A 14,791-nucleotide genomic window follows, 5' to 3' on the forward strand; every position below is an offset into this window, starting at 1 on the left:
TTACTTATATAAAATTTTTATGAAATGGTATTATTGCAAAATTTAGCTAAATAATTCCATCTATTTTTAAAAGAGAGTCAATTTTAGGTTCTCTTTGTGCAAAATCAAAAAATAGTTTATCCATATTTTCACTTCCACCACAACTAAGTACACAATTTTTGTACTTTAAGCCCAACTCTTTATTTAATACATTTTTTGAGTCTAAGAACATATAAAAAGCATCTGCGCTTAGTACTTCAGCCCATTTATATGAATAATATCCTGCACTATATCCGCCTGAAAAAATATGAGAAAAACTATTTTGAAACTTGTTATACTCAGGAGGGTTTATGACAGAAAATTTACCCCTTATACCATTTAACAACTCTTGAATTTCAAGTTCCGTTTTGTATAGTTTTTGATGAAGTTTAAAATCAAACAAAGCAAACTCTACTTGCCTAATTGTTGCCATTGATGATTGGAAATTTTTGGCTTTTATCAATCTATTTATTGCCTCATCATCAAGAACTTCACCTGTTTGATAATGTTTTGCAAATAGTTTTAAAATATCTCTATCATAAGAAAAATACTCTAAAAATTGAGATGGAAACTCTACAACATCCCAAGCAACTCCAGATATACCACTAACATTTGGCTCTTCAACTTTACTCAAAAGATGATGAAGTGCATGTCCCATTTCATGAAAAAGTGTTACTACATCACTATGTCTTAATAAAGATGGAATATCTTTTGTAGATTGTGGAAAATTTCCTACAATATAAGCTGTTGGAAGATTTATATTGCTATTTGAGTCTTTATAGTATGTGTGCCAGTTATTCATCCAAGCACCACCTCTTTTATCATCTCTTGCTTCTAAATCTATATATATTCTAGCTATTGTTTTATTATCTTCTAAAATATCATACACTTTTACTTTTTCATCCCAAGCTTTTGTATCTGAAGATTTAAACTCAATATCAAATAACTCATTTAAAGCATTAAAAAATCCATTTAAAACGCTAGTTTGTTCAAAATATGGTCTATAATACTCTTCATCAATATCGTATTGAGCTTTTTTTAACTTTTCACTATAAAAACTAATATCACTTGCTCTAAAGTCATCAACACCATCTTCTTTTGCTATTTGTTTAATCTCTTCTAACTCTTTTACTGCTTTTTCTTTTGCTTTATTTCCCAACTCTTCCAAAAAGCTTATAACTTCATCTTCACTATTTGCCATTTTTGTAGCTAATGAATATGAAGCATAATTTTCAAATCCCAAAATTTTTACTTTTTCATCTTTTAAAGCTAAGATTTTTTCTATGAGCTCACCATTTTGTGGTGCTCTTGTTGTGTATGCTTTATATAGTTCTTCTCTTTTTTCTCTAGAAGTTCCATAAGTCATATAAGCTATATAAGAAGGCATTTGAAGAGTAAATTTATATTTAGTTTTTCCATCTTCTTCAAATTTTGCTAATTCTAAATCAGACTTTGGTATCTCTTTTACATCTTCGAAATTTTCGATTACAAGAGAAAAAGAGTTTGTTGCCTCTAAAATATTTTGTGAAAATTTATGAGATAGTTCACCCAAAGCTAAATCTATCTCTTCAAGTCTTTGTTTTTTATTATTTTCTAGTTGGCAACCTGATAGCTCAAACTCTCTTGTCTCATTTTCTAATACCTTAAGTTGTATATTATTTAAAGTACTTTTTTCGTTAGACTGTATATATTTTAAAGATATATAAATACTTTCATTTTGACTTATTTCGCTTTCATATTTTGAGATAATAGGAAGGCACTCTTCATATACTTTAGAAGTTATTTTTGAGTTTTTTACAGAATCTAAATGAAATACTGGAGTAATAAATTCATTTATTCTCTCCCCTATTTCAGCAAACGGTAATACAAAATTTTTATAAGTTTTATCTTTAATCTCTAAAAGTTTTCCAACTTCAACTCTACTTTTATTTAAAAGCTCTTCTAGAACTTTACTTGAATTCTCAAAATTCTCTATATTAAACTCTTTAAACATATTTTTTAATCCTTTATTATTCTTCATTTTATTTAAATTTTAGAGTAAATCCTCTATCAAATTTTTCATAATCTTTATAAAAAGAGTAGAATTCTACATTAAACTCTTTAAAATACTCTTCTAAACTCTTTTTTTGATCAAATCCCATTTCACAAAGTAAATAAGGGATTTTTTTATTGTTTGCACCATCTATAATATTTTTTAAAAGTTCATCTCCTACAACTCCACCAAAAAGTGCATTAGATGGTTCAAACTCTACATTCTTTGGTAGTTTATAATCATTTGCAATATATGGTGGATTTGAAATAAGCATAAAAATATCTTCCTCTTTTACATTTTCAAATAAATTGCTAAGTCTAAAATCTATTTTTTCTAAAACTTCAAACTTTTTTGCATTTTTTCTTGCTAATTCTATAGCTTTTGGATTTATATCAACAGCTATAAAATCTATATTTTTATCTTTTAAAAGTAATGCTAACATAACAGAAATTATTCCACTTCCTGTTCCAATTTCAAGAACCTTTATAGCTTTTTCTTGATTTCTTACATCTTTTAAAATTTCAAAAGCATTTTCAACTAAAAGTTCAGTTTCTGGTCTTGGAATTAAAACTTCCACATCTGTAAAAAATTGTTCACCATAAAAAGATGCTTTTTTTATAATATACTCTAAGGGAAAATTTGTAGCTCTTTTTTTTACTAATTTTTCTAATTCTAGCTCTTTTGTAAAAGTCTTATCATAATTAAGATGTAACCAAATTACATTTTTATCCAATAAATGCATGATTAATATCTCAACCTCTTTTGCTGGAATATGTGTGATGTTTTTTAAATTTATTGCGTATTTTTTTACACACTCTTTTATTGTCATTTTACCTCTTTTTTTAATCTAAAATATATAATGCTATTTCATCAGCAAGTAGAAAATTGTTATTGTAAACCCTATTATTATTTATACAAACTCTATTTTCAACTATTAACTCATCTACCTTTTTAAGCTCTTTTGAAGATAGTATATTCAAATCAACCCCAAACTTACATCTAAATCCTAAGAGTACTTTTTCTGCCTTTATATCATCATCGCTTAACTCTTCAATATCTTCATAAATTGGATTTTGTATATATTTTTCTATATTTTTTTGTTTATACATTCTTTTATTTTCAATACAAGCAACAGCTCCAGCTCCAACTCCTATATAATCATCCTTAGACCAATATCCATAATTGTGTTTTGATTCAAATTTCTCATTTGTACTAAAATTTGCTATTTCATATTGATTAAAACCCAATTGCTCGAGGTAGCTAAATATTTCATAACTTAACTCTTCATCATCAATTTTTAAGCTTTTTTTACTTTTTTGAAGCTCTTTTTCATTTAAAAAGAATTTTGTATCCTCTTCTATTATCAAACTATAAGCACTTAAATGCTCAACTTCTAACTCTTTTAAAGTATCAAAATCTCTTTTTAGAAGCTCAAAATTATCATTCGCCACTCCATATATTATATCGCAATTAATACTATTAAAGCCTATACATTTTGCATTTTGGATGGCTTTAATAGCATTAAGTCTATTATGATTTCTACCTAAAAACTTTAGCTTATCATCATCAAAACTTTGTACACCAAAGCTAACTCTGTTTACTCCCAAACTATACATTTTTTCCAACCACTCTTTTGTGGCACTATTTGGGTTTGCTTCTGTTGTAATTTCACAATTTTCCAAAATATATGGATTTATTAATTCAAAAATATCTTCATATAAAAAAGCATCAACAGTTGATGGAGTCCCACCACCTATAAAAACTGTACTTAATTTTATATCTTTATCTTTTAAATAGTTTAAATTGTATTCTAAATCAATTTTTAAGGCTCTCATATATGCCTCTTTTTGACTATTTTTATTTGTATATGAGTTGAATGCACAGTAAAAACATTTACTGTCACAAAAGGGGATATGTATATATAAAAGCAATTTTTAATCCTATATTCTATAAAATAACGTCTAATTATAAGGGAAAATATATTTATGACTGATAAAAATGTGATTGAAAAAGAGAAAAAAAATTTAAGACCAAATGTTGCAGCTATTATATTATCATCTAAATATCCAGCGAAGTGCGAGATTTTTATTGCTTCAAGAACTGATATTCCAAATGCTTGGCAGTTTCCTCAAGGCGGAATTGATGATGGAGAAAATACAAAAGAAGCACTTCTTAGGGAGCTTGAAGAAGAGATTGGTACAAAAGAGATAGAAATAATAGCTGAATATCCAAATTGGGTCTCTTATCTTTTTCCTCCTGTAATTGCTCAAAAGATGTATCCTTATGATGGTCAAAAACAAAAATACTATTTAGTAAAATTAAAAAAAGATGCAAAGATAAACATAAATACTGAAATTCCAGAGTTTAGTGAATATAAGTTTGTATCTTTAAAAGAAGTTTATGAACATATAACTTTTTTTAAAAGAACTGTTTACAAGCAAGTTCTAAAGTATTTTAAAAATGAGGGATATATTTAAAAAAAGGATAAGTAAATTAGATGTTAAAAGTTTTAAAATTTGGTGGAACAAGTGTTGGAACACTTGATAGAATTGCAAATGTTGCACAGATTATTAAAAAAATAAGAGATGAAGGTCATGATGTCATAGCTATTGTTTCTGCTATGAGTGGTGAAACAAATAAGCTAATAGAGTATGCTGAATATTATACAAAAACTCCTGATTTAAAAGAGATGGATATGCTTTTAAGTTCAGGTGAGAGAGTAACTTCGGCTTTGTTGTCTATTTCTTTAAATAGTATTGGTTATAAAACTATTTCTATGACAGGAAGAGAAGCTGGAATTATGACAACAGACACTCACACAAAAGCAAAGATAGAAAAAATAGATACACAAAAGATGAAAAATGCTTTAAGTGAAGGAAATATTATTATCGTTGCTGGATTTCAAGGAGTTACACTTGATGGTTCAAGAGTTACAACTTTAGGTCGAGGTGGAAGTGATTTATCTGCTGTTGCAATTGCTGGTGCTATAAAAGCTGATGTTTGTGAAATTTATACTGATGTTGATGGTATTTATACGACAGACCCACGAATTGAGCCAAAAGCTAAAAAGTTAGAAAAAATATCTTATGATGAGATGTTGGAACTTGCAAGTTTAGGTGCAAAAGTTTTACAAAACAGATCAGTTGAAATGGCAAAAAAATTAAATGTAAATCTAGTATCAAGAAGTAGTTTTACACCCGATGTAGAAGGAACTTTAATAACAAATGAAGAGGAAATTATGGAAAAACCAATAGTAAGTGGAATAGCTTTAGATAAAAACCAAGTAAGAGTTGGAATGTATGGCGTTGTTGATAAACCAGGAGTTGCAAGTGCAATTTTTACAGCTCTTGCAGATGCAAATATAAATGTTGATATGATTGTTCAAACAAGAGGACTTGATGGAACAACTGATTTAGATTTTACAATTCCTACAACTGATTTAGAGATTTGTAAAAAAGTTATGGAGCAGTTTAGACCTCAAGCAAAAAATATAGATTACAATGAAGCAATTTGTAAAGTTTCTATTGTTGGAGTTGGTATGAAATCAAATACAGGAGTTGCTTCAAAAGCATTTACAGCTATGGCAAATGAGAATATTAATATTAGAATTATCTCTACAAGTGAGATTAAAATCTCTATGATTATTGATGAAAAATATGCAGAATTAGCTGTAAGAGCTTTACACGACGCATACGAATTGGATAAATAGTTTTGCAAGAGTTTTTAAATTGGACAGTTGATACAATTAGGGAAGATAAGCTTTTATCTCCTTGGTTGGAAGAAAAAAAGTTTGAATGGGCTCCATTAGTATCAAAAAATGTTACTAACATTTTAGATAAAAGCTACTCTGTTTTAATTATCACAGATAAAGAGAGAGAGTGGTTTTTAAGCTATATTTTATCTAATATAAACTCTTCAAAACTTAATAGACCTTTTTTACCATTTTATGATTTTAGTTCATTTTACAAAAATCTTGATCAGATAAAATCGGAAGATGATATTTCAAATATTAAAGATATGTTAAAAATATCTTTTCCAAATGGATACTGCTTTTGGTATATAGGAAAAAGTCAAGACAATAGATCTACTCTTGCAAAAATTACAAAAAGCTCTTTTTTGTGGATTTTTGACGAAGAGAGACAAGGCTCTATAAACTTAAAATCAAATGATGATGGACTTGATATGAAACTTCTTCAAATGTTTAGATTGTACAACAAAACTCTAAGTGCTGCACTTTTTGCCAATATAAATGTAGAGAGTTAATCTTGGAAATAGTTACAAACTCTTCAATTTTTATTGTAAATAGCATAGAAGATAGTTTAAGCAAAATTCTAGCTGTTTATCCAATTCATCAAACAAGAGTTATAAAAAATGAAGAGAAAGATGAGTTTCAAATAGAACAAGCAAACAAAACTCTAAAAGAGGCATATATTGCATCAAATGAGACAAAATATCTTTTTTTATGTGGTGCTACATTTAGAGTTGAAGCACAAAATGCTCTTTTGAAAATTTTAGAAGAGCCACCAAAGAATATAGTTTTTATTCTTTTAGTCTCTTCTAAAAATTCACTACTTCCAACAATTTATTCAAGATTACCATATAAAAATCTTAAAAAAGTTGTGGAAAAAGATGATATTGAACTAAATATAAAAAAATTAGATTTAAAAGATATATATACTTTTATAAAAAATAGTCAAAAAATTACAAAAAATGAAGCTATAAATATTGTTGAAACTATTTTAATAAAAGCAAACAAAGAAAATATCAAATTTAATCAAAAAGAGTTGGATGTATTTTTTAAATCTATAAAACTTTTGGAGCTAAATTCAAAACCAACTACAGTTTTAACTTATCTTCTTCTATCAATTTTAGAAAAAGAGACAAAATGAAAATATATAAACTATCTTTAAATGATACAAAAGCATTTTTAAGTAGTTTAAAATGTGATAAAAGTGGTGTTGCTATTATGTCAAAAAAAGCAAAAATTCATACACTTTTTATAAAAGATTTGCATGTAGGTGCTGCAAATATATTAAAACAAGATGCTTTATCTATTGGTGCTGATTTAGCTGTTCCAGAAGGTGTAATAATAGCAAAAGACAAGTTTGTTAATGCTCTGCTTATAGGAACTACAAAGCATTTTGAAATACTTTCACGAAAAGAGTTATCACAACCTTTTGGGCTTAAAGAGTTGGCTAAAATTCTAAAAGATTTTACAAAAGAGATAAATGCTTCTACAAAAATAATGGGTGTTTTAAATGCAAACGAAGACTCTTTTTTTAAAAATAGCAGATTTGATAACTCAAGTGCTTCACAAAGAATAGAACAAATGATAGAAGATGGTGCAAATATTATAGATATTGGTGCTGTTTCAAGTAGACCTGGAAGTTTACCAATAAGTTGCAATGAGGAGCTTGAAAGAGTAAAAAATATAGTTCAAACAATATATAAAAATAGATATTTTGAAAAAATTGATTTTTCTATTGACTCTTTTTCTCCAAAAGTTATAGATTTTGTTTTAAATCATGGTTTTAAAATAGTTAATGATATAACAGGATTACAAAATGATGAAGTTTGTAAATTAGCTTCAAAATACAAAGCTCAAGTTGTAATAATGCATATGCAAAATAACCAAACAACTATGCAAAATAATCCTTTTTATGAAGATATTATGGTTGAAATTGATGATTTTTTTAAAGAAAGAATACAAAAGGCAAAAAGTTTTGGAATAGATGATATTGTCTTAGATGTTGGAATTGGTTTTGGAAAAACATTAGAGCATAATCTACTTTTACTTAAAAATTTAGAACATTTTAAACATTTTGGATATGAACTTCTAATTGGAGCTAGTAGAAAATCTATGATAAATATGATTACACCTAGTGAGATTGAAAATAGGCTTCCTGGAACTTTGGCTATACATCTTGAATCTTTAAGATATGGTGCTAGCATTATAAGGTGTCATGATGTAAAAGAGCATTTTCAAGCAATTAAAGTTTTTGAAGCTATAGAAAATATAAATTAAGACTCAATTTCTAAACTCAATTCTTAATAAATCATCTCTTATTTTATCTTTTTTAAAAATCTTTTTTTGAGTAATATTTCCAATATTTGTAGCAGTTTGTAAAAAGTTTTGTACATAATAAATACTATTATATCCTAAACAATAAAGTATTTCTATAATTTTATTTATATCTTCAAAGTCCAATAAATCGGCATTTATAGTAGTTCGTACTTCAAAATTAAAATTTATACTTAAAAGATATTTTATTGTACTTATTATACTTTCATAACTATCTTTTTGAGTTATAATTTTAAACTTTTCTTTTGGAGCTTTGAAATCTAAAGATATAAAATCTATAAGGTTTTTTGAGATTAAATCTTTTATAATTTTGGTATTTATTCCATTTGTATCTAATTTTATTTTAAATCCTAGTTTTCTAACTTCTTTACAAAAAGGTTCTAAGTTATGCATTGTAGCTTCTCCACCACTTAAAACAACTGCGCTTAGAAGCCCGACTCTAGATTTTAAAAACTCTAAAATATCATTATGAGAATAAAATCCTTGTTTAGAAAAAACTATATTATCATTATAACAATAGCTACATAACAAGTTACAAGAAATATGCCAGACTATACAAGATATTTCGTCTTGATAGTCTGTTGTTGTAAATTTTGTAAAACTATAAACAATCTTTTTGTTCAACAAATTTAACTCTTTGTTTGTGTTCACCTTTTTTCCCTATATTAAAACTTTCAACTGGTCTATGATAACCCATAACCCTAGTATATACTATACATTTAGTTCTTTTTTCTATATTTTTCTCAAGCAATCTTGTTTTTTCCATCTTCTAATTCCTTTTTTAAAATTTCATCATCACATTTTGGACAATACTCATATTCTCCTACCAAATAGCCATGAACAGGGCAAACTGAAAAAAGTGGTGTAATTGTAATATATGGTAATCTAAAATTTGAGATTACATTTTTAACCATCTTCTTACAAGCTTCACTACTTGATATTTTTTCTTTCATATACAAGTGTAAAACCGTTCCACCTGTGTATTTACACTGTAAATCATCTTGTAAAGTAAGAGCTTCAAATGGGTCATCTGTGAAATCAACTGGCAGCTGAGATGAGTTTGTATAATAAATATTCTTTTCAAACCCTGCTTGAATAATATCTTTGTATCTTTTTATATCCTCTTTTGCAAACCTATATGTTGTTCCTTCAGCTGGAGTTGCTTCAAGATTATATAAATTTCCAGTTCTTTCTTGATATTCAATCATCTTAGCTCTCATAAAATCTAACAAATCCATAGTAAACTCTATACCTTTTTCATTTGATAAATCTATGTTTTCATCAATAAAAAAGTTTTTTAACATTTCATTTATCCCATTTACTCCAATAGTTGAAAAGTGGTTGTTAAAGTGTGGTAAATATCTTTTTGTATAAGGATAAAGACCTCTATCATACATCTCTTTTACAAAAACTCTCTTTCTTTCCAAACTATCTTTTGCTAAATCCATGAGCTCTTCAACTCTTGCATACAGTCCTTTTATGTCATTTTTATACAAATACCCAAGCCTTGCCATATTAAGTGTAACAACTCCAATGCTTCCAGTCATTTCAGCACTTCCAAAAAGTCCACCGCCTCGTTTTAAAAGCTCTCTTAAATCAAGTTGAAGTCTACAACACATACTTCTTACATGTCCTGGTTTATATGCTTCTTCATTTGGTATTTTATTTCCAAAGTCATCTTTTTTAAATTGGCTTCCTATAAAGTTTTGAAAATAGCTACTTCCTATTTTTGCAGTATTTTCAAATAAAATATCTGTATTTTCTCCATCCCAGTCAAAATCTTCAGTGATATTTACAGTTGGAATAGGAAAAGTAAATGGCTGACCCGTTTTATCGCCTTGCGTCATAATTTCATAGTAAGCTTTATTTATAGCATTCATCTCTTTTTGAAAATGTTTGTATGTAAGCTCTTCAAAGCTTGAAACTCCCCTACTTTTTGCCTCTTTCAAAAGCTCATCATCTTTTAAATTTTTAAGTAGATGTTTTTGATTTCGTGTTGGAATTTGCTCTTTTAAATCACTTGGAACCGTCCAATCAATAGTTATGTTTGTAAAAGGACTTTGTCCCCATCGTGCTGGAACATTTAGGTTATAAACAAAGCTTCTTATCGCTTTTTTTATATCTTTGTAATCAAGCTTATCTTTAAATACATAAGGAGCTAAATATGTATCAAAAGAGCTAAATGCTTGAGCTCCTGCCCACTCACTTTGAAGTATTCCTAAAAAATTTGCCATCTGTCCCAAAGCTTCTCTAAAATGATTAGGCGGAGAACTTTCAACTCTTCCTCTCACCTTGTTAAATCCCTCATCAAGTAAAACCCTCAAACTCCACCCAGCACAATAAGCACTCAAACAATCTAAATCATGAATATGAATATCAGCATTTCGGTGGGCATACCCTTGCTCTTTTGTATAGATTTTATCAAGCCAATAGTTTGCTATTAATTTTCCAGCACTATTGTTTATAAGTCCAGCATGTGAATATCCTGTATTTGAATTTGCTTTTATTCTCCAATCTTCACCATTTATATACTCTTGTATTGTTTGAGTAGAGTTTACATAAGTTGTATCATTATTTAATCCTAAAATCTGCTCTCTTTGAATTTTATGAAGGTGTCTATAAAGCATAAAACTTTTCATAACATCAAAATATTCACTTTTAAAAAGCTCTTTTTCTATTAAATCTTGAATATCTTCAACAGCTTTTAAATTTTTAGATTTTATCTCAAATAAAACTGAAAAATATATAGATTTATCATAAATAGTATTTACACTTTTAAATGCTTTTTTTATAGCATCTTCTATTTTAAAAGCTTCAAATTTCTCTTTTTTACCATCTCTTTTTAAAATCTCTATTTGCATCACTTATTCCTTTTTTCTAATCACTGGAAGTTTAAAAGAGTTTTTCTTAATTACTTATAATATAAAAAGTCACAAAAGTGTTATTTTAAGCCTATTGGCTTATTTTCTTTAAGTGTTTGTAAAGATAAATTAACTAAAATATTCACTTTTAATCCATATAAGGAAAATATTATGAGACACTTTTTAAGTTTATTAGACTTCTCAAAAGATGAAATTTTAGAAATTCTTCAATTATCAAAACAGATTAAAGATGAGACAAAAAAAAGAGTTTTTAAAGAGTATATGCCTAAAAAAGTTTTAGGTATGATTTTTGAAAAAAGCTCTACACGAACAAGAGTATCTTTTGAAACTGGTATCTATCAACTAGGTGGTGTTGGTCTTTTTCTTTCATCAAATGATATTCAGTTAGGTCGTGGTGAACCTATGAAAGATACCGCTAGAGTAATATCTAGAATGGTTGATATGGTAATGATTAGAACTTTTGAGCAAGAAAAACTTGAAGAGTTTGCTTCATACTCAAAAGTTCCTGTTATAAATGGACTTACAGATAAATATCATCCTATACAACTAATAGCTGATTATCTTACTATTATGGAAGAAGGACTTGATAAAAATTTAGCTGTAGCATATATTGGAGATGGAAATAATATGGCACACTCATGGCTAAATTTAGCAGCAAAACTTGGATTTGAGCTTAGAATTGCTACTCCAAAAGATTATCAAGTAGATAGTAAAGTTTTACAAACTGCTTTAGAAGAAGCTAAAAAAAGTGGTGCAAAAATTACAACTTCTTTTGACCCAAAAGAGGCTATAAAAGACTCAACTGTTGTTACAACTGATACTTGGATATCAATGGGACAAGAGTCAGAAAAAGAGAAAAGAGTGAAAGATTTTACTGGATATATGGTTGATGAAGATATGATGAAATTAGCAAAAGAAAATGCAATATTTCTACACTGTTTACCTGCATATAGAGATTATGAAGTTAGTGAATCTGTATTGGAAGGAAGCCAAAGTAGAATTTTTGAAGAGGCTGAAAATAGACTTCATGCACAAAAAGGTATTATGGTTTGGCTTGATAAAAAAAGAGATGAGAAATAAATGATAGATTATGAAAAATTTGTAAAATATTCAAAACCAGGTCCAAGATATACTTCATATCCAACTGCACCTGAGTTTAGTGAAAATTTCAAACAAGAAGATTTAAAAGATTTTTATAAAAAACAAGATAAAAATAGAGCTTTGTCTTTATATATTCATCTTCCTTTTTGTAGAAGTGCCTGTTACTTTTGTGGTTGTAATACAATATTTACATCAAAAGAGGATAAGAAAACAAGATATATTGAGTATCTAAAAAAAGAATTAAATATCTTAAAAAATCACTTAGATACATCTAGAGTTGTAACACAAATGCACTTTGGTGGAGGAACTCCTACATATTTTTCACCGCAACAATTAGAAGATGTTATAAAATCTATAAAAACTATTTTTCCAAATTTTAGTAGTGATGCTGAAATATCTTGTGAAGTAGATCCAAGATATTTTACAAAAGAGCATATGGATGTTTTAAAAGCTGGTGGGTTTAATCGTCTTAGTTTTGGAGTTCAAGATTTAGATGAAACTGTTCAAAAAACAATTCATAGAATTCAACCTTTTGAACTAACTTTAAATGTAATAAATATAGCAAGAGATGCTGGTATAAAATCTATAAATACTGATTTAATATATGGTTTGCCTCACCAAACAAAAGAGAGTTTCAAAAAAACTTTGGAAAAAATGCTAACACTAAATGTGGATAGATTTGCAGTATTTAACTATGCGCATGTTCCTTGGCTTATGAAAACTATGAGAAAGTTCGATGAAACAACTTTTCCAACTCCAAATGTAAAACTTGAAATGCTAAAAGACACAATAGACTTTTTTACATCAAATGGATATAAAATGGTTGGAATGGATCACTTCGCAAAACCAGAAGATGAACTATTTAAAGCAATAAAAAAAGGCGAATTACATAGAAATTTTCAAGGATATACAACAAAAGGCGGAGCAGATTTAATAGGAATTGGTGTTACTTCTATAGGAAATGGTGTTGATTATTATGCACAAAATTTTAAAGATTTAAATGAATGGGAAGAAGCTATTGATAATGGAAATCTACCTGTATTTAAAGGTTATAGATTAAGTGATGACGATATTCTTAGACAATATGTAATTATGGAACTTATGAGTAATTTCTCTTTAAATATAAAAAAAGTTGAAGAAGAGTTTAAAATAGATTTCAAAGATTATTTTAATGATGCACTAGAATCTTTAAAAGAGCTTGAAGATGCAAAACTTCTTAAAATATATGATGATAGAATTGAAGTTTCTCAAACAGGAACTATGTTAATTAGAAATATTTGTATGCCTTTTGATGCTTATTTAAATAAAATCCCAGAAGATAAAAGAAGATTTTCCAAAACAATTTAGATTATTTCATTAAATAAATGGGCTTTTTGTCCATTTTTTTAAGCAAACTTTTAATAAAAATTAAGTTTAATCTTACTACACAATTTCAATGGTGCTTATAGCACCATAACATATAGGGGAAAATATGGGGAAAGCTTCTTTTAGTGTAGGAAAATTAACACAACACTCACAATCACACATAAATAGAGAAAATGGTTTAAACTATGCAGTAGTTGAAAATTCAAGAGCTAATAGTTTTAATAAATATTATGAATACGATGATTTTTTACAAAAAGCACAAGATAGATACAAAGAGCAAGTAAAACAAAATATGCAAAATAGTGCTATTCTTAATATATTTCAAGAAGCCATTATTTCAATAGAAGGGCATCATACATCAGAAGATATTTTAGATCTATTTTTTGAATTAAAACAAAAATATGGTGGACATGAGTTAATATCTTTAACAATTCATAAAGATGAAGGCTATTTCACAAAAAATAATCAAAATTTTTATCCACATAAAAACATATTAAAAAAAGAAGATAACAACTGGTATATAACTCAAGATGGATTAAATGGAAAAAAACTTGAAGATTTCTCACAAAAAGTAGATATTTCAGAATTTTCTACTGTTTTAACTCCTCATGCACACGCTATTTTTTCAATGTTTGACTTCTCTTTAGGAAGAAATGCAAGAATGCAAAAAAAAGATATGATGGAGAGATTAAAATTTGTAGCAACTTTATTAAAGATGGATTACTCTTTACAAAAATTGAACAAAATCTCAAATAATGACACAAATATTGATTTAAAAGATAGCAGTGTAATAGATTTAGATAGTCAAGTATCGCTTAGAAATTCAAATTTAATAGATATAAATACTCAATTAAGAGCAAAAGAATTAGAGCTAGAAGAAGTAATTTCAAAACTAAGAGTAAAACAAAATATGTTAAATGATATTTTAATAAAAATCTCTCAAAAAGAGACTATTTTAGATGAATTAAATACTCAAATGTTTATGAAAGAAGAAGATTTGGATAATCTTTCAAATATTATATCTATAAAAAATACGACTATAAATAATCTAAATCTAACAATAAAACAAAAAGAGTTTAAAATAGATGAACTAGATAGTAAAATTTATGGAAGAAGTCAAACTATGGCTATCTAAAATTAAAAAACAAAAATTTTGAATAAATAGCTCAACTTTCGCACATAAAACCTAACTGTTTTTTAGTGTAAAGCCTGAGCATTAGTATGATTTGTTCTAAATCTTTATTTCTCTTGACAATTTGAGTAGATTCAATCAATTGTTCTAATATTTTTAGAAACAGTTCCATTGAAATT

The 14,791-nt window shown here is 27.4% G+C and carries 14 protein-coding genes; 8 read left to right on the forward strand and 6 right to left on the reverse strand.

Translation table 11 applies throughout. The features are described from left to right. Positions 1 to 46: 46 nt before the first annotated feature. Genes CJ670_RS08370 through hemW form a run of 3 tightly spaced genes read right to left on the reverse strand, consistent with a single transcriptional unit; the run spans position 47 to position 3,981 of the window. Positions 47 to 2,011, reverse strand: a complete 1,965-nt coding sequence (locus CJ670_RS08370) for a M3 family metallopeptidase (protein ID WP_105939634.1) — start codon at positions 2,009 to 2,011, stop codon at positions 47 to 49. A 28-nt stretch (positions 2,012 to 2,039) separates the two neighbouring features. Continuing rightward, a complete protein-coding gene (prmC, locus tag CJ670_RS08375) occupies positions 2,040 to 2,879 on the reverse strand; it encodes a peptide chain release factor N(5)-glutamine methyltransferase (protein ID WP_105939635.1) in 840 nt (279 codons plus the stop codon). Positions 2,880 to 2,892: 13 nt separating this feature from the next. Next, positions 2,893 to 3,981, reverse strand: a complete 1,089-nt coding sequence (gene hemW, locus CJ670_RS08380) for a radical SAM family heme chaperone HemW (RefSeq protein WP_105939636.1) — start codon at positions 3,979 to 3,981, stop codon at positions 2,893 to 2,895. A gap of 54 nt (positions 3,982 to 4,035) precedes the next feature. On the opposite strand from hemW, the gene CJ670_RS08385 reads away from it, so the two are divergent. From CJ670_RS08385 to folP, 5 genes are read left to right on the forward strand one after another with little or no spacing between them, the layout of a single operon-like run. Continuing rightward, the gene (locus tag CJ670_RS08385) at positions 4,036 to 4,527 is read left to right on the forward strand and encodes an RNA pyrophosphohydrolase (RefSeq protein ID WP_105912001.1); all 492 of its coding nucleotides are present in this window, start codon (positions 4,036 to 4,038) and stop codon (positions 4,525 to 4,527) included. A 20-nt stretch (positions 4,528 to 4,547) separates the two neighbouring features. Next, positions 4,548 to 5,759: an aspartate kinase gene (locus tag CJ670_RS08390; protein WP_105912002.1), complete on the forward strand. Its 1,212-nt coding sequence runs from the start codon at positions 4,548 to 4,550 to the stop codon at positions 5,757 to 5,759. A gap of 2 nt (positions 5,760 to 5,761) precedes the next feature. Beyond that, a complete protein-coding gene (locus CJ670_RS08395) occupies positions 5,762 to 6,313 on the forward strand; it encodes a HobA family DNA replication regulator (RefSeq protein WP_105912003.1) in 552 nt (183 codons plus the stop codon). Between the two features lie 2 nt (positions 6,314 to 6,315). Continuing rightward, a complete protein-coding gene (locus tag CJ670_RS08400) occupies positions 6,316 to 6,939 on the forward strand; it encodes a DNA polymerase III subunit delta' (RefSeq protein WP_228154230.1) in 624 nt (207 codons plus the stop codon). Next, on the forward strand, positions 6,936 to 8,075 hold the full coding sequence (gene folP / locus CJ670_RS08405; protein ID WP_105939638.1) for a dihydropteroate synthase: 1,140 nt from the start codon (positions 6,936 to 6,938) through the stop codon (positions 8,073 to 8,075). Before CJ670_RS08400 ends, folP begins: the two co-directional genes overlap by 4 nt. Before the next feature lie 3 nt (positions 8,076 to 8,078). On the opposite strand, the gene CJ670_RS08410 is transcribed toward folP, so the two are convergent. From CJ670_RS08410 to CJ670_RS08415, 3 genes are read right to left on the reverse strand one after another with little or no spacing between them, the layout of a single operon-like run. Continuing rightward, positions 8,079 to 8,756, reverse strand: a complete 678-nt coding sequence (locus CJ670_RS08410) for an anaerobic ribonucleoside-triphosphate reductase activating protein (RefSeq protein ID WP_105939639.1) — start codon at positions 8,754 to 8,756, stop codon at positions 8,079 to 8,081. After that, on the reverse strand, positions 8,734 to 8,898 hold the full coding sequence (nrdD, locus tag CJ670_RS11015) for an anaerobic ribonucleoside-triphosphate reductase (protein WP_108723435.1): 165 nt from the start codon (positions 8,896 to 8,898) through the stop codon (positions 8,734 to 8,736). The genes CJ670_RS08410 and nrdD overlap by 23 nt, the downstream gene beginning before the upstream one ends. Further along, positions 8,876 to 10,993, reverse strand: coding sequence for a ribonucleoside triphosphate reductase (locus CJ670_RS08415; protein ID WP_105939640.1), 2,118 nt, complete (start codon positions 10,991 to 10,993; stop codon positions 8,876 to 8,878). Before CJ670_RS08415 ends, nrdD begins: the two co-directional genes overlap by 23 nt. 171 nt (positions 10,994 to 11,164) lie before the next feature. Between CJ670_RS08415 and argF the strand changes: the two genes are divergently transcribed. From argF to CJ670_RS08430, 3 genes are all read left to right on the forward strand, one after another. Continuing rightward, the gene (gene argF / locus CJ670_RS08420; RefSeq protein ID WP_105939641.1) at positions 11,165 to 12,094 is read left to right on the forward strand and encodes an ornithine carbamoyltransferase; all 930 of its coding nucleotides are present in this window, start codon (positions 11,165 to 11,167) and stop codon (positions 12,092 to 12,094) included. Beyond that, positions 12,095 to 13,462, forward strand: a complete 1,368-nt coding sequence (hemN, locus tag CJ670_RS08425) for an oxygen-independent coproporphyrinogen III oxidase (RefSeq protein WP_105912009.1) — start codon at positions 12,095 to 12,097, stop codon at positions 13,460 to 13,462. 124 nt (positions 13,463 to 13,586) lie between these two features. After that, positions 13,587 to 14,615 carry a hypothetical protein gene (locus CJ670_RS08430; protein WP_105939642.1) on the forward strand — a complete coding sequence of 343 codons (1,029 nt, stop codon included), beginning with the start codon at positions 13,587 to 13,589 and terminating at the stop codon, positions 14,613 to 14,615. Positions 14,616 to 14,791: the final 176 nt, after the last annotated feature.

The sequence above is a fragment of the Arcobacter cryaerophilus gv. crypticus genome, from assembly GCF_002993025.1.
Lineage (GTDB): Bacteria > Campylobacterota > Campylobacteria > Campylobacterales > Arcobacteraceae > Aliarcobacter > Aliarcobacter cryaerophilus_B.

Coding starts and splice junctions, on each gene's coding strand:
- CJ670_RS08370 (WP_105939634.1), bottom strand. CDS start 2,011: ATGTTTAAAGAGTTTAATATAGAGAATTTTGAGAATTCAAGTAAAGTT.
- prmC (WP_105939635.1), bottom strand. CDS start 2,879: ATGACAATAAAAGAGTGTGTAAAAAAATACGCAATAAATTTAAAAAAC.
- CJ670_RS08385 (WP_105912001.1), top strand. CDS start 4,036: ATGACTGATAAAAATGTGATTGAAAAAGAGAAAAAAAATTTAAGACCA.
- CJ670_RS08390 (WP_105912002.1), top strand. CDS start 4,548: ATGTTAAAAGTTTTAAAATTTGGTGGAACAAGTGTTGGAACACTTGAT.
- folP (WP_105939638.1), top strand. CDS start 6,936: ATGAAAATATATAAACTATCTTTAAATGATACAAAAGCATTTTTAAGT.
- nrdD (WP_108723435.1), bottom strand. CDS start 8,898: ATGGAAAAAACAAGATTGCTTGAGAAAAATATAGAAAAAAGAACTAAA.
- CJ670_RS08415 (WP_105939640.1), bottom strand. CDS start 10,993: ATGCAAATAGAGATTTTAAAAAGAGATGGTAAAAAAGAGAAATTTGAA.
- argF (WP_105939641.1), top strand. CDS start 11,165: ATGAGACACTTTTTAAGTTTATTAGACTTCTCAAAAGATGAAATTTTA.
- hemN (WP_105912009.1), top strand. CDS start 12,095: ATGATAGATTATGAAAAATTTGTAAAATATTCAAAACCAGGTCCAAGA.
- CJ670_RS08430 (WP_105939642.1), top strand. CDS start 13,587: ATGGGGAAAGCTTCTTTTAGTGTAGGAAAATTAACACAACACTCACAA.